Source organism: Lentzea sp. NPDC092896 (genome assembly GCF_044754905.1).
Classification (GTDB): domain Bacteria; phylum Actinomycetota; class Actinomycetes; order Mycobacteriales; family Pseudonocardiaceae; genus Lentzea.
Genome location: NZ_JBIVPX010000006.1, coordinates 256,928 through 273,170 on the forward strand (window position 1 = coordinate 256,928; position 16,243 = coordinate 273,170).

The following is a 16,243-nucleotide window of genomic DNA, read 5'->3' on the forward strand; positions in this document are numbered from 1 at the left end:
GCCTCCATGCGACTACTCAGCGTGCCGGATTTTGTGATCGGCAACTGAATCCTTGCACGGGATCACGCCTGCGAAACGTCCTCCTCGACCACAGCGAGAGCTGCATCGATTCGCTCGCGCGCACCGGCGAGATGCTGCTCACACGTCTTGGCGAGCGCCTCACCGCGTTCCCACAACGCGAGCGAGTCCTCAAGGGACAGCCCGCCGGCCTCCAGCTTGCGGACCACCTCGACCAGTTCGTCGCGGGCGGCCTCGTAACCCGGTGAAGTTTCCTTCTGGGTGGCTTCCGAACTCACGCGGATTGACTCCTCAGACGGCTCAGCACGGTCGCGACGGCCAGGTCGTAGCCGACCAGCGCCTCCGCGAACTCCTCGCCGTCACCCTCTCGCACCGCCTCGTCGATGAGCGCCTCGGCCTCCGCGACGCGCCGGTACTGCACCGTGCCAGCGGTGGCCTCGCTCAGGTCGTGCAACGTGAGGATCAGCGTGCGGCGGCTCGGGGTGTCGCAGTCGCCCACCATCGCCGTCCAGCACTCGGCCGCGGCGCGGTTCGCCGCCTCCGCCTTGGTCCTCAGTCCCGTCGCGCACTCGCCGGCCGCCTCCATGGTCAGGGGCAGGAACACGGCATCACGCATCATCGGTACCTCCCCCTTCCGAGTCGACTTCCGAGCTGGAGACAACCGCTCGCACTGCCCCGTCAACGACGCGTACCCGCAGCTGTGTTCCGCTTGGCGCGTCCGTCACAGAACGCAGCACGCCGTCGGGCCCGTCAGGTGTGACGAGTTGCACAACGGCATATCCGCGCGCCAGCGTGGCGGCTGGTCCGAGGGTCGTCAAGCGGGCTTTGGTCCCCGAGAGGTGGACGTCTTCCCGATCGAGTCGTTGCGTCACGGCCCTGCGTCCCTGGTCGCGAAAACGCTTCACTTCCTCGGAGCGGCGCTCCAGTGGCCCGTAAGGGTCCGAAAGTACTGGTCGAGAGCGCAGAGCGTCGAGCAGTTTGCGTTCTCGATCAACCCAGCCGTGCAGTGCGCGCCGGCCGCGATCGCGCATCTGCCGGACGCGTTCACTCTCTTCGGCGACATCGGGAACCACCCGTTTGCCTGCGTCGGTCGGCGTCGAACAACGCATGTCAGCGACGTGGTCGAGCAGCGGGGTGTCCGGTTCGTGGCCGATCGCCGACAGCACCGGAGTGCGGCACGAGGAGACCGCGCGGCACAACGCCTCGTCGGAGAACGGCAGCAGGTCCTCCACGCTGCCGCCGCCGCGGGCGATGATGATCACGTCGCACTCGGGGTCCCGCTCCAAAGTGGACAGTGCGGTCATCACCTGGGTGACGGCGGTCGGGCCCTGCACGGCGACGTTGATGACGCGGAAGTGCGCTCCAGGCCAACGGTTCCGCGCGTTCGTGAGCACGTCCCGTTCCGCTGCCGACGCGCGACCGGTGATCAGGCCGATCTTGTTGGGCAGGAACGGCGGCTTGCGCTTGCGGCGCGGGTCGAACAGGCCCTCGGCGTGCAGCAGCTTGCGCAGTCTTTCCATGCGCGCCAGCAACTCGCCGATGCCGACCGCGCGGATGTCGTCCGCCCGCAACGACAGCGTGCCCCGGTTCGGGTAGAAGCTGATCTTCCCGTGCGCGATCACCCTGCTGCCCTCGGTGAGCTGCAGCTCGCGGATCATCGAGGCGTTGCAGGTGATCGACATCGACATGTCGACGCTCGGGTCGCGCAGCGTCAGGAACGCCGTCGAGCTGCGCGCGTTGAGCTGGGTGACCTGGCCCTCGACCCAGACGTCGCCGAGCCGGTTGATCCAGTCGAGCAGCTTGCGGGCGACCGTCCGCACCGGCCAGGGGTTCTCCGGCGTGGATTTTGCTTCGGTCACGACTGCGCTTTCACCGTCGCGATCCGGCGGTTGAGCATCCCCACGAACTCAGGCCGCGACTCGTGCGCCTTCTCGTAGCGCAACAGCTCTTCGAGCTGTTCGACGTCGAGGTTGCGCAGGCGGGCGCGCAGCTGGGCGATCGACAGCTCGTCGTACGTCGGGAGGAACTCGGGAACCTCGGCGATCGCCCGTTCCTCTTCCTCCCACGGGTCGTCGGCGGGAGTTTCCTGAGAAGTCGTGACGGGCGTCTCGTCCTCGTCGAACGTCGCCCACTCCGGTTCTTCCTCGGCCGGGCGCAGTCCAGAGAGGACGTCGTCGCCCTTGATGGCGAGTTCGGTCACATGCTGCTGCACGCGCATGGACAACTGCATTGCCTCGCTGACCACCGTCAACGGGAGTCCGGCGAGCTGCTGCGGCAGCCTGCGCGCCTGTTCGAGGGCGGTCACCGCGAGCCCGGCAGCGAGTCGGACCGGCAACGGCAGTGGCTTCATGGGTCCTAGCCTGCCGCAACTGTGCGGCGAATGCCTAGGAACGGGCCTGGGTACCCTGGAGCCATGCCCAAGCGAGTCCTGTTGGCGAAGCCGCGTGGTTACTGCGCGGGCGTTGATCGTGCCGTCGAGACGGTCGAGCTCGCCCTCGAGAAGTACGGCGCTCCCGTCTACGTGCGCAAGGAGATCGTCCACAACAAGTACGTCGTGGAGACGCTGTCCGACCGCGGCGCCATCTTCGTCAACGAGACGGACGAGGTTCCTGAGGGCGCACTCGTGGTGTTCTCAGCGCACGGCGTGTCGCCCGCCGTCCACGAGGAGGCGGCGAACCGGTCGTTGCGCACCATCGACGCCACCTGCCCGCTCGTGACGAAGGTCCACAAAGAAGCGGTGCGGTTCGCCAAGGAGGACTACGACATCCTCCTGATCGGCCACGAGGGTCACGAGGAGGTCGAGGGCACCGCCGGTGAGGCGCCGGACCACGTCCAGCTCGTCGACACCGCGGAGGACGCGGCCAAGGTCGAGGTCCGCGACCCGAACAAGGTGATCTGGCTGTCGCAGACCACGCTCTCGGTCGACGAGACCATGGTGCGCGTCCGGCAGCTCAAGGACCGCTTCCCCGATCTGCAGGACCCGCCCTCCGACGACATCTGCTACGCCACCTCGAACCGCCAGACCGCGGTGAAGACGATGGCGCCGTCGTGCGACCTGGTGCTCGTCGTGGGCTCGAAGAACTCGTCCAACTCGGTCAGGCTGGTCGAGGTCGCGCTGCAGCACGGCGCCAAGGCCTCCTACCTGATCGACTACGCCAAGGAGGTCGACCTGGCGTGGCTCGAGGGCGTGGAGACCGTCGGCGTCACGTCCGGCGCGTCGGTGCCGGACCTGCTGGTGATGGAGCTGCTGAAGTTCCTCGAGTCGCACGGCTACGGCGAGGTCGAGGAGATCACCACGGCGAACGAGCGCATCACGTTCTCGTTGCCGCGTGAGCTCCGCAAGGACCTCGTGCGTTAGTTCTCGACCACGCGCAGGGCGTGGGCCATGTCCAGGCCCCACACCTGGATCGCGTCCGCGCCCGCAGAGACCAGTTGCGAGCCGTCGGGGCGCCACGCCACGTGCGTGACGCCACGGCTGTGCCCGCGCAGGGTCGCCCACGCGGTTCGGTCGCGCACGTCCCACACGATCACCGAACGGTCGGTGCTCCCGCTCGCCAGCCGGCTGCCGTCCGGGCTGAACTCCAGCGCCTTGACGGCGTCGGCGTGTCCGCGCAGCTCGCCGATCTTCTGCCAGCTGGTGGTGTCCCACAACGCGATCAGGCCGTCGTCGCCCCCTGTCGCGAGGATCCTGCGGTCCGGCGACAGCGCGAGCGCCCGCACCGGCGCGGAGTGGGTGTGGGGCAGCGCCAGGTTCTGGTTCTGCATGCCGAAGTCGCGGACCAGCACCTCGCCGTCCTCACGGGCGAAGACGAGCTGCCCGTCGTTCCTGCCGAACGAGATGGCGGTGCGCGGGCCGCTGGAGTCACCACCGATGAAGTTCGGCCGGCTGTCCTTCTCCAACGGCCACAACGCGTCTGGTTCCGCGGAATTCACGACGGCTATCTGCTGCTCGCCGAACGCTATGCCCGTGATCGAGCTGCCGGCGTGCACCGCCGGCGCGCTGACCTTCTCCCCGGTCCTGGCGTCGAGCACCTGGAGGTCGCCGTTCAGGACGACCAGGTCGTGGTTCGGGCTGAAGCGGCCAGAACGGACCTGCGGCACACCGGTCTCGATGCGTTTGAGCGTGCGCAGCGTGCTGTCCCTGCGTTCGATCACGCCGGCCTCGTCGAGGGTGACGATCGAGCCGTCGTCGTCGACGGTGAGCCCGCGGACGGTGTAGCCGGCGGTCCGCGGGACGGCGCCCGGCGGCCAGAACCGCAGGGCCCGCGGCGTGAGCACGGCCAGTCCGCCGTCCGGTGAGAACTGCACGCTCCTGGCCGGTTCGTTGATCACGATCGTCGTGATGGCGTTGCCGTGCGCGACGTCCCAGACGTGGGCGCGGCCGTCCTCACCGCCGGAGATCAGCGTGCTGCCGTCGGCGCTGAGCGTCAGGCTGTTGACGATGCCGGTGTGCGCGGGAGGCGTGGCGACCACGGCGCCGGTCGCGAGGTCCCGCACCTGCACCTGCCCCTCGGTGGTGGCGAGCGCGGCCAGCTTGCCGCCGGGCAGCAACCGCACCCTGGTGATCTCGCCGGACTGCACCTGCAGGCCGCCGGTTCGTTGTTTCGTCTCCAGGTCCCACAGGGAGAGGGAGCCGGCGGTCACCAGCGCCAGCACCCGGTCGTCCGCGATGTCGAACGGGCCGTTGATCGGCCCGACCGGCAGCGAGAACCGCACCTCGCGGGTGGCGAGGTCCCAGACGTCACCACCGACGACGAGCGAGCGGCCGTCCGCGCTGAAGGCGACACCACCGCGCGTGCCCTGGCGCTGGAGCACGACCTGGTCGTCCTCCGGGCCCGTCCACAGCACGATCCGGCCGTCGTGCAGGCACACCGCGATCGTGCGCCCGTCCGGCGCGACGGCCCAGGAGTAGACGACGCCGGTCGTGCTCGGGCGCCAGCGGGCCTTCAGCGACAGGGTGGCCGTGTCGTGCACGACCAGACCTTCGTGGTTCATCAGGCCGACGAAGTCCTTGCCGAACGCGAAGCTCCACCCGTCGAGGTAGTCGAGCTTGCGGCCGCGTGCCGACGCCGCCGCGCTCAGGACGCGGCTGCGGGCCTCTGGCGTGGGATAGGCCCGGTAGGCCTCGCCGGCCTTGCGGGCGGACTGCTGCGGGTCGCTGACGGCGAGAGCCTCCGACGCGGACGCGAGCCGCTGGGACTGCGAGATCAGGCCGAGCCGTTCGACCTCACGGCGTTGCTGGACGGCCACGACGGCGCTCGCGGCGGTGGCCACCAGCATCACCGCCAGTCCGGCGGCGGTCCAGCGCAGGCGGCGGGTGCGGCGGCGTTCCCGTGCCTTCGAGGCGCCGATGAACTCGCGCTCGGTGCCGGTCAGCTCCGGCCTGGCGCGGGCGACCCACTCGGTCGTCTCGGCGAGCCTGGTGCTGCGGTAGAGCGAGTCGTCGTCCTGACCCAGTTCCTGCCACGTCCTGGCGGCGTCGGTGAGCCTGCGGTGCGTCCTGAGGCCCTCGTGGTCCTCGTCCAGCCACGCCCGGAGCCTCGGCCAGGCCTCGAACAGCGCCTCGTGGGTCACCTCGACGGTGTGCTCGTCCACGGTGATGAGACGGGTGCCGGCGAGCACGTCGAGCACTTCCTCGCCCACGACCTCATGCCGTGGCACGGGCCGTTTGGTGCCGTCGGCGCTGAGCCGGAGCAGCAGTTGCTTGGCCAGGTGCTGCTCGGACTCGTCCAACGTGCCGAACGCGGCCTCGGCGCTCTGCGCGAGCGCGCCCTGGATGCCGCCGGCGGACTGGTAGCCGCCGAGAGTGAGGGTGTTGCCGCGCTTGCGGTGCCACGTTTCGAGCAGCGCGTGCGACACGAGGGGGAGCACGCCGCTGCGTCCCGCCGCCTCGGCCACGAGGGTGGTCAGCAGGGCTGTCTCGACCGTGCAGCCGACGGTCGCGGCGGGCTGGGTGATCGCGCGGCGCAGCTCTTCCGGCGTCATGGTGCCGAGGAGCACCTGGGCGTCCGTGAGCGCCTCCGCCAGCCTCGGGTACTGGGCGCAGTGCGGGTAGAAGTCGGACCGGACGGCGATGACCCTTCGGCAGTCCGCGGCCAGCAGCGCGTCCAGGAACGCCTGGCGCTGCACCTCGTCCTCGCAGAGCGTGAAGAGCTCCTCGAACTGGTCGACGACCAGCAGGTCCGGGTGGAGCGCGAGCGCGTCGGCGATGGCCGCGTCCGGATCCGAGCCGGGCGTGCACACCACCGCGTGCGGGAACTTCGCCGCGATACCCGCCCTGAGCAGCGACGACTTCCCCTCGCCCGACGCGCCGAACACGGCGAGGAACGGCTGGCGTTCGAGCCGGTCGAGCAACCGGTGCGTGAGCGCCTCACGGCCGAAGAAGCGGTCGGCGTCTTCTCGTGTGAACGGGTTCAGGCCGACGTACGGCGACGGTCCGTCGTTCGTCCGGCTCTGCGCCATCGCGACGGCGAGGTCGTGCCAGCGCCGTTCCCACGCGGGCTCGTCGCCGTGGCACGCGCGGACGTACGCGAGGGCGACGTCGAGGCCCGGCAGCTTCCGGCCGCCCGCCGCGTCGGACAGCGTGCTCGCCGAGAAGTGCGCGCGCCGGGACAGCTCCCGATAGCTCGGTTTCCCCGCGTCCGCACGCAACTGGCGCAGGTCCGCGGCGAACAGCAGCAGCGGGCTGTCGCCCTCGTCCAGTGGACGTTCTCCCCTAGGCATCGAACTCATGCTCGCAGAGTGCGTGCTGGTCAGGGGGTTGTTGTCCGTGATCCGTTGTACGACGTTCTAAGGGGCGATCGCGAACAACGGATCAGCGGTCTTCGCGGGGCGGACGGGGCCTGCGCTGGCCTGCCGGGCGTTCGCCGCGGGCGGCGCCTTCCGGGCGCGGGCGGCGAGCCGGGGTGCCCTCGGGACGTGGACGACGGGCCGGGGTGCCCTCCGCGCGTTCCGGACGGGGACGGCGCGGACGCTCGTCCTCCTCCGGCTCCTCGCGGGGCCTGCGAACGGGCTTGGAGCGTTCCTTGATCTCCGCCTTGGCCTCGCGGATCTCGTCCTTCGACGGGCGGTTCGGGTCCTTCTGCAGCGTGATCCGCAGGATGCCCAGCGCGACCGTGACGGCGGTGGTGATGCCCATGACCGGGAAGCTGTCGATCAGCGGCTTGCCCAGGCCGAGCGCCATGGAGGACAGGCCGCCCTTCTGGACGCCGCCGGTGAACAGCACCAGCGTCGGCACCGTGACGGCGAGGATCAGCGGCGGTTGCACCATCGGCCCGAACAGGCTGCGGCGCTGCACCAGCAGGATCGCGGCCAGCGCGCCGAGGAAGAACACCGCGTTGAACGTCCAGCCGACGGTCTTGCTGGAGCTGATGTCGATGAACGCGCCGATCAACGCCGGGACCAGGGCAGCGAGGATCGCTGCCCACCACGGGATGCCCTTGAACTCGCCGAAGATCGCTCGGTAGTTCCACGGGACCGCGTCGTAGTCTTCGACATCGTCATCATCGAAAGCTGCTGAACGCTCGCGCAACGCACTCACGACGCACACGGTAGCCGTTCGGCCATTCGGTGTTCGTCAGTCCGCGGCTTTCTCACCCAGAAGCAACCTGAGGGCACACTGCGTGCGTTTTATGCGGACTGTTCGTCCGCCCTTCGGACCAGCGGGAGGGGCGTAGGAGTGGCGGAGGCGTCCGTCAGTGGCTCCACGCTCGCCCGGAAGCCCTCCAGGGCGTCGAGCTCCCTGCGCCTCGCCGAGAGGAAGCGCTGCAGGTGCGTGGTGGAGAGGTTGACGGCGTCGATGGCGCTGTCGGCCGCGCGGTTGGCCCGGCCCGCCTGCAGCCTGACCTGCTCGACGTCGTCGGCCAGCGCGCGTTCGGTGACCGCGAACATGGCGCTCGACGCGATCACGGCGAACCCGGTCGGGCCGCACAGGAAGACGCGGCGGTCGAGCAGCCAGCGCAGCAGTTCGGGATCGGTGTCCAGCGCCGCGACGACCGCGCCGTCGTTGGGGACGAACATGATCGTGCCGTAGATGGCGTCGGCCCAGCGCTGGTAGCCCTTGCCGGCCAGTTCGGCGGCACGCGAACGGATGTTGCGGACGTGCACCCGCAGCGCGTCCTGGCGTTCCTGCGGATCGTCCGTCTCGACGGCCTCGGCCCACGTCGCCATGGACATCTTCGAGTCGACCGGGACCGCGCGGCCGCCGCCGACGTTCAGCACCATGTCGGGCCGGACCGCGCCGCCGCCCGCCACGTCCGTTTGAAGCGTGTAGTGGAGGTTTTCCCTCAGGCCGAGTGCGCGCGCTGTCTCGACGAGCACCTGTTCGCCCAGCTCGCCGCGTCCGCTGACGCTGGAGAACGCCACTTCGTAGCGTTGCAGGGCGACCTGTTGCGCGTCGTAGCGCGCGCGTTCGGTGCCGATGGCCTGGAGCGCTTCGTCGGTTCGCCGGACGCTGTCCTGGTAGAGGCGCCAGACGAACAGCAGCGCCCCGGCACAGACGAGTGCCAGGACGATCGAGGCGGTGATGATCACTGCGGTCACGGCACGATGATGCTCCCCCAAAGATGTTGAACTCGATCGGGTGACACGCCGGGAACCCTCCCGGAGATTTGTCAGACCCCGTCTCTACGGTTGGGGCCATGCGGATCCTGCACACCTCCGACTGGCACGTGGGGCGCACTTTCCACGGCCGCGACCTGCTCGTGGAGCAGGAGTCGGTGCTGAGCGGCCTCGCTGACCTGGTGTCTTCCGAGAAGGTCGACGTCGTGGTCATCTCGGGCGACCTGTACGACCGGGCGGTGCCGTCGGCCGACGCGGTGGCGTTGTGCGCGCGGGTGCTGATGCGGATCCGCGCGGCAGGGGCGCGGATCGTGATCACCCCCGGCAACCACGACTCGGCGGCGCGGATCGGGGTGTTCGGCGAGTTCGCGGCGGCGGGCGGGCTCTACCTGCGCACGCAGATCTCGTTGCTGGACAAGCCCGTCGAGCTGGAGGACGAGCACGGGCCCGTCGCGGTGTACGGGATCCCGTTCCTGGAACCGGAGCCCGCGCGGCACGTGCTCGGGGTGGCGGACAAGGGGCACGCGCCCGTTCTCGGCGAGGCGATGCGGCGGATTCGCGCCGACCTGGCATCACGCGAGGCGCGGTCGGTGGTGCTGGCGCACGCTTTCGTGACGGGCGGGGCACCGTCGGAGTCCGAGCGCACCATCGCGGTGGGCGGTGTGCAGGACGTGTCGATGCAGGTGTTCGCGGGCGTCGACTACGTGGCTCTCGGGCACCTGCACGGGCCGCAGACGCTCGCGGAGAACCTGCGGTACTCGGGATCGCCGTTGGCGTACTCGTTCTCCGAGGCGCGGCACCGCAAGTCGGTGTGGCTGGTCGAACTGGACGCGGGCGGGCTCGTCGGGGTGGAACGGCGGGATCTGCCGGTACCGCGGCAGCTGGCCGTCGTGAGCGGCACTTTGGCCGAGGTGCTGGAGGATCCGGCGCACCAGCCGCTGGAAGACCACTTCCTGTCGGTCGTGCTCACGGACCAGGTGCGGCCGATGGACGCGTTGCGGCAGTTGCAGAAGCGGTTCGAGCACGCGGTGCACGTGGAGTGGCGGCCGGAGCAGGGCCAGCAGCACAACATGACGTACGCGGACCGGGTGCGCGGCCGTTCCGACGAGGAAGTGGCCTGCTGCTTCGTGTCGGACGCACGCGGCTCCGAGCCCTCCACGGCGGAGATGGCGTTGTTGCGCGAGGCGTTCGCGTCGGTGGCGAGGGAGCAGGAGCAATGAGACTGCACCGCCTGGAGCTCACGGCGTTCGGGCCCTACCCGAAGCCCGAGGTCGTCGACTTCGACGGGCTGGGCGCGGACGGGCTGTTCCTGCTGCACGGCGACACGGGAGCCGGCAAGACGACGTTGCTCGACGCGGTGGCGTTCGCGCTGTTCGGCCGGGTGCCGGGCGCGCGCGGCGACGTGAAGAAGCTGCGCTGCGAGTACGCCGATCCCGAGGTGCCGACGGAGGTGACGCTGGAGCTCACCGTGCAGTCGCGGCGGTTCCGGATCGTGCGCTCACCGGAGTTCGACAGGCCGAAGAAGCGCGGCGGCGGCTTCACCACCCAGCCCGCGAAGTGCTCGCTGACCTGGCTCGAAGGCTGGGACGGCGAGGGCATCACCCGCATCGACGACGTGGCGCGCGCGGTCGAGGACATGCTGGGCATGTCGTACGAGCAGTTCTTCCAGGTCGTGCTGCTGCCGCAGGGAGAGTTCGCGCGGTTCCTGAGGTCGGACACGGCCGAGCGCGAGGTGTTGCTGGAGAAGCTCTTCGGCACCGAGCGGTTCCTCGACGTCGAGAAGTGGTTCCGCGACAGGCGGGTCGCGGCCGGCCGGGTGCTGGAGGACCGCCGGCAGGGTGCCAGCGAGCTGATGCACCGGGTGGCCGAAGCCGCCGGCGGGGAGCCGTCGTTCGAGCCGGGCTGGCTGGAATCCGTGCTGGAGCGCCTGTCCGCCGCGGTCTCCACGGCCGGCGCGCTGGCGGAGGAGACCGCGGGTCTGGCCGACGGGGCGGACGCGTTGCTGGCCCAGGCCCGCGTGCAGGCCGACCAGATCCGCCGCGTGCGCGAGGCCCGCGAGCTGCTGGCGCGCGTGGAGGCCGCCGACTCGGCGGCGTGGTTCGCCGAACGGGACGCGGCCCGCCGTGCCGTTCCGGTCGTGCCGGCGTTCGGTGAGATCGCGAAGCTCCAGCAGTCCTACGAGTTCGCCGTCCGCGACGAGGCCCGCGCACTCGAATCGTTGGAGCGCCTGGGTTACACGGGCTCGGAGTTGCGCGAGGACGCCGAGCGCTACCGCGAGGAGGCGGGCGGCCTGGGCGAACTGGCCGCCGAGGCTGAACGGCAGCAGGCCGACGTGCGCCGGTTGTCGGTGCTGAAGAACTCCTCGTACCAGGTCGAACGCCGGTTGCTGGCGCTGAACGCCGAGCTGGAGGTGCTGCCCGAACGCGTGGCCCAGTGCCGCCTCCAGCTGGACGCGGCGGCGGAAGCGTCGGCCCGCCTGGAGTCGCTGAAGTCCCGCGCCGACGCCGCCCTGGCGTTGCCGGACGCCGGGAAAGCGTTGGAGCGCACCAAGAAAGAGCTGCACGAGGCCATCGACGTCCACCAGAAGGCCAAGGACGTCCTCCAGCAGGTCCGCCACCAGCGCCTGGAGAACATGGCCATCGAACTGGCCGCGGCGCTCAAGCGCGGCAAGCCCTGCGCCGTCTGCGGTTCGCCGTCGCACCCCGCCCCCGCCCAGCCGATGCTCGGCGGCGTCGACGCGACCGACGAGGAGGACGCGGCCGCCGAAGAGCAGCTCGCGCTGGACCGCCGCAACGAGGCCGAGCGCGCCGCCCACGCCGCCGAACTGCGCATCCAGGCCTGCTGGGAGGCCCTGGGGTCGGACGAGCCCGCTGTCGCGATCGCCGAGTACCGCAAGGCCTTCGACCTGGCCCACACCCGTTCGCAACGGCAGAACGAGTTCGTCGGCCTGGAAGCCAAGACCCGCGAACTCGGCGCCGAGAAGGCCCAGGTGGAGCAGGACCTGGTGGGCCTGCACACCGAACACAAGTCGCTGGTGGGCGTGGTCGAGGAACGCGGCGCCCGGCTGGACAAGGCGCGGGGCGAGCACGACGACGTCCTGACCCGCCGCGACCACCTGCTCCGGTTGTCGAAGGCGTTGGTGGAACTGGCCGACCGCCGCGCGGCCCGTGACGCCGCCCTCGCCCGCGTGGAGGAACAACAGGCTCTGGTGGCGGCCATGGCCTCCGACGCGGGCTTCCCCGACGTCGACGCGGTCCTGGCCGCGGCCCGTCCGGCGATCAAACTCCAGGCCCTGGACGACCGGATCGCGGCCTGGGAACGCGCCCGCGCCTCGGCCTCGGCGACGGTCGAGGAACTGGCCGAGATCGACCCCGCGCACGAGGTGGACCTGGGCCAGGTGACGGCCGCGGCGTCGTCGGCCCGTGCCGCCGCGTCCTCCGCCGCCACCGGCCTGGCCCGTGCGCAGGCCGCGTTGGACCGGGTCGGCGAGCTGGCCGCGCGGTTGCGGGCCGAGTGGAAGTCGCTGGAGCCGCTGGAAACCACCTACGCCGAGCTGGACGCGCTGACCGACGTGATCAACGGCCGCGGGCAGAACTCCAAGAAGATGACCTTGCGGTCGTACGTGCTGGCCGCGCGTCTGGAGGAGGTCGCGGTCGCGGCCTCCGCGCGGCTGCACCGGATGAGCCAGGGCCGGTACAGCTTCGTGCACTCCGACTCGGCCGGCGCCCGCGGCACCCGAGGCGGGCTGAACCTCGACGTGCTGGACGACTACTCGGGCCGTGCCCGGCCGGCCAAGACGTTGTCCGGCGGGGAGTCGTTCCTGGCCTCGCTGTCGCTCGCGCTCGGCCTGGCCGACGTGGTCGCCAACGAGACCGGCGGGGCGTTGCTCGACACCCTCTTCGTCGACGAGGGGTTCGGGACGTTGGACTCGGACACGCTGGACATCGTCATGAACACGCTGGACGAGTTGCGGGCCGGTGGCAGGGTCGTGGGGCTGGTGTCGCACGTGGAGGAGCTGCGGCAGCGGATTCCCACGCGGCTGCGGGTGCGCAAGGCCAGGACCGGGTCGACGCTGGAGATGTCGCTGGCGTGATCAGCGTCTAACCTCGGCCCGTGCTGTCCCACGTGGAAATCACCGCGCGCGTCTCCGTCACCAAGGCCGCCCATTTCGGGTGGTCGAACAAGGTGGAGTACTCGCACGACTGCTTCGTGTGCCGCAGAGAGGGACGGACCGTCACCCTGCAGCACGGCGCGACCCACGGCGTGTGCCACTCCTCCCGGAGCCCGCTCGACTGGCAGGACGAGGCGGCCGAGTCGGGCAGTCACCCGGCGCCGATCCGCATCACCGGCTTCGACGCCGCCGGCGACGGGGCCACCCGCACGCTGCGGTGCAGGCTGTCGTTCTGGTGGTCGCCGTTCACCGATCTCCAGCGTCCGCAGGCGCGGGGCGGCGAACTGGGAGCCGGTCCGTGGGTCCGGCTGCACTACCGCGTCGGGTGCCACACCTGCCGTGACGCCGGCGAGGCCGACTGGTTCAACGGGGAGAACTCCCTGCAGACCAACGTGGTCCTGCCCGTCACCAGGCCGTGCACGCGGTGCGGCACGGACCTGGTGACCATGAGCGAGACGCCGGAGATCAACCTCGTCGGTTAGGTCTCGCGGGTCAGTTCTCGTGGGCCAGCAGCCAGCGCTTGACGTCCAGGCCCCAGCGGAAGCCGCCCAGGTCGCCGCCGATCCGGATCACCCGGTGGCAGGGGACGAACAGAGCCGCGGAGTTGCGGGCGCAGGCCGAGGCCGCCGCCCGGATCGCGGCCGGGCGTCCGGAGAGCTCGGCGTACTCGGAGTAGGTGACCGGCTCGCCTGCCTTGACCGTGCGCAGGACCTCCCACGCGTGCTGCAGGAACGGGCCGGACCTTTGGCGGACCTCGATGGTGTCGATCGAGGTCAGGTCGCCCTCGTGGTAGGCGATGACGGCCTTGGTGACGTCGCCCAGATCGGGTCGCGAGGTGATCTCGGACGGCATCAGCGTGGCGTGGATCTGGGGCGTCAGCAGGGCGAGGTCGTCGGTCCAGCCGCTGGCCAGCACTGCCCCGTCCGGCGCGACGATCGCGGTGAACGGCCCCGCCGGGGTGTCCACAGTGGACGTGTGCGCGACGCTCATGATGTTGCTGCCTTCCTCGTCAGGTGTGCTCCGGCGTAGGAGCGCCACGGCCGCCAGTTCGGGCCGTGGGAAGTCAGGTGTCGCAAGGCTTTCGGGAGCACCAGCACGTCCGGTGCGCCCAGCACTCGCATGGCCACCTCGTCGGCCACGGAGGCGCCGACCAGGGGGGTCAGTTCTTCGGTCAGGTCTTCGATCGAGCGGCCCACGTCGACGACGAGTCTGCCGTTCGCCAGGGCCTCGGTGACGGGGTGGTCTCCGGCCGCGTAGAGGTGGGTCAGGGCGCCGTCCGGGATCTGCAGCGGGACGCCGGTGAACGGGGCCACCAGGCGCAGCAGGGTCTCGGCGCCGTCGACGCTGCCCGCCACCCGGATGCCGGGCACCTCCCGGACCAGCGGGCCGACCATCGGGTCGGCACCCAGGAACGAGTCGACGGCCGTCGGGTCGGCGTCGAGGTCCAGGAGCCGGCGGACGCGGGCCACGGCCGCGCCCAGGTCCCGCACGTCGGCGAGACGCAGCGAGCACAGGACGTGGTCGGCGGGGAACGTCAGGCGGACCGTCGCCTCGCCGTGCGGCAGTGACAACGTCCGCGCGTACGAGTCGGCGGTCACCTCCTCGACGCCGGGCAACGCGTGGGCCCGGAAGTGGGCCAGCAGGCCCGTGGCGTCGAACGGCGGCCGGTACGGCAGCCGCAGGACGATGCGGCCCGGAGTGCCCACCGGGGCCTTGCCCCGGCCGCGCATGTCGGACGGGGTCGAGGCGAACACCATGCGGATCGTGTCGTTGAACTGGCGCACCGACGCGAAGCCCGCGGCGAACGCGATGTCGGCGAACGGGAGTTCGGTCGTCTCGATCAGCAACCGGGCCGCGTGGGCGCGGTGGGCACGGGCCAGGGCCAGCGGACCGGCGCCGAGTTCAGCGGTCAGCACGCGGGTGAGGTGGCGTTCCGAGTAGCCGAGCCGGGAGGCCAGGCCGGTCACGCCGTCGCGTTCCACGATGCCGTCGCTGATCAGGCGCATCGCCCGGCCCGCCAGGTCCGCGCGGAGGTTCCACTCGGGGGAGCCCGGCACGGCGTCCGGCAGGCAGCGGCGGCAGGCGCGGAAACCCGCGGACTGCGCGGCGGCGGCCGTCAGGAAGAACTGGCTGTTGCGGCGCTTCGGGGTCACCGCGGGGCACGACGGCCGGCAGTAGATGCCGGTCGTGCGGACCGCGTGGATGAAGCACCCGTCGAAGCGGGCGTCACGTGCGGAGCACACCCGGTACGCGTGTTCTTCGTCAATGACCATGCCATCGATCCTGCCAGCGGGAACGGCCGATGGCTCGCGGGAATCGGACACGACCGTCGGCTGCCGTAGACTCGCTCACCGTGAGTTTGACCCTCGGTATCGTCGGCCTGCCCAACGTTGGCAAGTCCACCCTGTTCAACGCGCTCACGCGCAACGACGTGCTCGCCGCGAACTACCCGTTCGCGACCATCGAGCCGAACGTGGGCGTGGTGCCGCTGCCGGACGCCCGTCTCACCAAGCTCGCCGAGATCTTCGGCTCCGAGCGCGAGGTGCCCGCCGTGGTGTCGTTCGTCGACATCGCGGGCATCGTCAAGGGCGCGTCGGAGGGCGAGGGCCTCGGCAACAAGTTCCTCGCGAACATCCGCGAAGCGAACGCGATCTGCCAGGTCATCCGCGTCTTCGACGACCCGGACGTCGTGCACGTCGACGGCCGCGTCGACCCGTCGAGCGACATCGAGACGATCAACACCGAGCTGATCCTCGCCGACCTGCAGACCCTCGAGAAGGCCATCCCGAGGATCGAGAAGGAGGCGCGGATGCAGAAGGACCGCCGCGCCGTCCTCGAGAACGCGAAGAAGGCCAAGGACATCCTCGACGCGGGCCGCACGCTGTTCGCAGCGCAGTCCGAAGTGGACGGTGAACTGCTGCGTGAGCTCTCCCTGCTCACCACCAAGCCGTTCCTCTACGTCTTCAACGCCGACGAGGGCGTGCTGACCGACGAGGCCCGCGTGAAGGAACTGCGCGAGCTCGTCGCCCCGGCCGACGCCGTGTTCCTCGACGCCAAGGTCGAGTCGGAGCTGATCGAACTCGACGACGAGTCGGCGCTCGAACTGCTGGAGTCGATCGGCCAGACCGAGCCGGGCCTGCACGCCCTGGCCCGCGCCGGCTTCCACACCCTCGGCCTGCAGACGTACCTCACGGCCGGCCCGAAGGAATCGCGCGCCTGGACGATCCCGAAGGGCGCCACCGCCCCGCAGGCGGCCGGCGTGATCCACACGGACTTCGAGCGCGGCTTCATCAAGGCCGAGGTCGTGTCGTTCGACGACCTGGTGACCTCTGGTTCGAAGGCCGACGCGAAGGCGGCGGGCAAGGTCCGCATGGAGGGCAAGGACTACGTCATGTCCGACGGCGACGTGGTGGAGTTCCGCTTCAACGTCTGACCAGTGCACGGCGACGGCCTCTTCCCACGCGGGAAGGGGCCGTCGCCATGTAGGGCGCGCGT

General features: G+C 70.5%; 14 protein-coding genes. 5 read left to right on the forward strand and 9 right to left on the reverse strand.

The genetic code is table 11. The features are described 5' to 3' along the window. Positions 1-62: 62 nt before the first annotated feature. Genes ACIQF0_RS29150 through ACIQF0_RS29165 form a run of 4 tightly spaced genes read right to left on the reverse strand, consistent with a single transcriptional unit; the run spans position 63 to position 2,368 of the window. Complete coding sequence (locus ACIQF0_RS29150; protein WP_360037872.1) at positions 63-296, reverse strand: exodeoxyribonuclease VII small subunit; 234 nt, start codon at positions 294-296, stop codon at positions 63-65. Further along, on the reverse strand, positions 293-637 hold the full coding sequence (locus tag ACIQF0_RS29155; protein ID WP_360037869.1) for a sugar ABC transporter substrate-binding protein: 345 nt from the start codon (positions 635-637) through the stop codon (positions 293-295). The genes ACIQF0_RS29150 and ACIQF0_RS29155 overlap by 4 nt, the downstream gene beginning before the upstream one ends. Then, positions 627-1,877 (reverse strand): exodeoxyribonuclease VII large subunit, encoded by a 1,251-nt coding sequence (xseA, locus tag ACIQF0_RS29160; protein ID WP_401034469.1) that lies wholly within the window; start codon positions 1,875-1,877, stop codon positions 627-629. The genes ACIQF0_RS29155 and xseA overlap by 11 nt, the downstream gene beginning before the upstream one ends. Beyond that, a complete protein-coding gene (locus tag ACIQF0_RS29165; RefSeq protein WP_401034470.1) occupies positions 1,874-2,368 on the reverse strand; it encodes a lipid droplet-associated protein in 495 nt (164 codons plus the stop codon). Before ACIQF0_RS29165 ends, xseA begins: the two co-directional genes overlap by 4 nt. A 63-nt stretch (positions 2,369-2,431) precedes the next feature. Between ACIQF0_RS29165 and ACIQF0_RS29170 the strand changes: the two genes are divergently transcribed. Beyond that, positions 2,432-3,376 (forward strand): 4-hydroxy-3-methylbut-2-enyl diphosphate reductase, encoded by a 945-nt coding sequence (locus ACIQF0_RS29170; protein ID WP_360037861.1) that lies wholly within the window; start codon positions 2,432-2,434, stop codon positions 3,374-3,376. On the opposite strand, the gene ACIQF0_RS29175 is transcribed toward ACIQF0_RS29170, so the two are convergent. The 3 genes from ACIQF0_RS29175 to ACIQF0_RS29185 form a co-directional block, all read right to left on the reverse strand. Beyond that, positions 3,373-6,750 (reverse strand): hypothetical protein, encoded by a 3,378-nt coding sequence (locus ACIQF0_RS29175; RefSeq protein ID WP_401034473.1) that lies wholly within the window; start codon positions 6,748-6,750, stop codon positions 3,373-3,375. The genes ACIQF0_RS29170 and ACIQF0_RS29175 overlap by 4 nt on opposite strands. Positions 6,751-6,832: 82 nt before the next feature. Further along, entirely contained in the window at positions 6,833-7,558 is a 726-nt protein-coding gene (locus ACIQF0_RS29180) for a DUF6542 domain-containing protein (RefSeq protein WP_401034476.1), read from the reverse strand. 89 nt (positions 7,559-7,647) lie between these two features. Beyond that, complete coding sequence (locus ACIQF0_RS29185; protein ID WP_360037852.1) at positions 7,648-8,559, reverse strand: DNA recombination protein RmuC; 912 nt, start codon at positions 8,557-8,559, stop codon at positions 7,648-7,650. A gap of 98 nt (positions 8,560-8,657) precedes the next feature. On the opposite strand from ACIQF0_RS29185, the gene ACIQF0_RS29190 reads away from it, so the two are divergent. From ACIQF0_RS29190 to ACIQF0_RS29200, 3 genes are read left to right on the forward strand one after another with little or no spacing between them, the layout of a single operon-like run. Beyond that, positions 8,658-9,797, forward strand: coding sequence for an exonuclease SbcCD subunit D (locus ACIQF0_RS29190; RefSeq protein WP_401034478.1), 1,140 nt, complete (start codon positions 8,658-8,660; stop codon positions 9,795-9,797). Beyond that, complete coding sequence (locus tag ACIQF0_RS29195; RefSeq protein WP_401034481.1) at positions 9,794-12,670, forward strand: AAA family ATPase; 2,877 nt, start codon at positions 9,794-9,796, stop codon at positions 12,668-12,670. The genes ACIQF0_RS29190 and ACIQF0_RS29195 overlap by 4 nt, the downstream gene beginning before the upstream one ends. Positions 12,671-12,690: 20 nt before the next feature. Continuing rightward, positions 12,691-13,230, forward strand: coding sequence for a hypothetical protein (locus ACIQF0_RS29200; protein ID WP_401034483.1), 540 nt, complete (start codon positions 12,691-12,693; stop codon positions 13,228-13,230). 10 nt (positions 13,231-13,240) lie between these two features. Here ACIQF0_RS29200 and ACIQF0_RS29205 read toward each other — a convergent pair whose 3' ends face one another. Both ACIQF0_RS29205 and ACIQF0_RS29210 read right to left on the reverse strand, forming a co-directional pair. Next, positions 13,241-13,738, reverse strand: coding sequence for a methylated-DNA--[protein]-cysteine S-methyltransferase (locus tag ACIQF0_RS29205; protein ID WP_401034486.1), 498 nt, complete (start codon positions 13,736-13,738; stop codon positions 13,241-13,243). Beyond that, positions 13,735-15,021 (reverse strand): bifunctional transcriptional activator/DNA repair enzyme AdaA, encoded by a 1,287-nt coding sequence (locus ACIQF0_RS29210; protein ID WP_401034489.1) that lies wholly within the window; start codon positions 15,019-15,021, stop codon positions 13,735-13,737. The genes ACIQF0_RS29205 and ACIQF0_RS29210 overlap by 4 nt, the downstream gene beginning before the upstream one ends. Before the next feature lie 80 nt (positions 15,022-15,101). Here ACIQF0_RS29210 and ychF point away from each other — a divergent pair, with 80 nt between their 5' ends. Next, a complete protein-coding gene (ychF, locus tag ACIQF0_RS29215) occupies positions 15,102-16,181 on the forward strand; it encodes a redox-regulated ATPase YchF (protein ID WP_360037837.1) in 1,080 nt (359 codons plus the stop codon). The last annotated feature ends 62 nt before the right edge of the window (positions 16,182-16,243 follow it).

Coding starts and splice junctions, on each gene's coding strand:
- ACIQF0_RS29155 (WP_360037869.1), bottom strand. CDS start 637: ATGATGCGTGATGCCGTGTTCCTGCCCCTGACCATGGAGGCGGCCGGC.
- ACIQF0_RS29165 (WP_401034470.1), bottom strand. CDS start 2,368: ATGAAGCCACTGCCGTTGCCGGTCCGACTCGCTGCCGGGCTCGCGGTG.
- ACIQF0_RS29170 (WP_360037861.1), top strand. CDS start 2,432: ATGCCCAAGCGAGTCCTGTTGGCGAAGCCGCGTGGTTACTGCGCGGGC.
- ACIQF0_RS29175 (WP_401034473.1), bottom strand. CDS start 6,750: ATGAGTTCGATGCCTAGGGGAGAACGTCCACTGGACGAGGGCGACAGC.
- ACIQF0_RS29190 (WP_401034478.1), top strand. CDS start 8,658: ATGCGGATCCTGCACACCTCCGACTGGCACGTGGGGCGCACTTTCCAC.
- ACIQF0_RS29195 (WP_401034481.1), top strand. CDS start 9,794: ATGAGACTGCACCGCCTGGAGCTCACGGCGTTCGGGCCCTACCCGAAG.
- ACIQF0_RS29205 (WP_401034486.1), bottom strand. CDS start 13,738: ATGAGCGTCGCGCACACGTCCACTGTGGACACCCCGGCGGGGCCGTTC.
- ACIQF0_RS29210 (WP_401034489.1), bottom strand. CDS start 15,021: ATGGTCATTGACGAAGAACACGCGTACCGGGTGTGCTCCGCACGTGAC.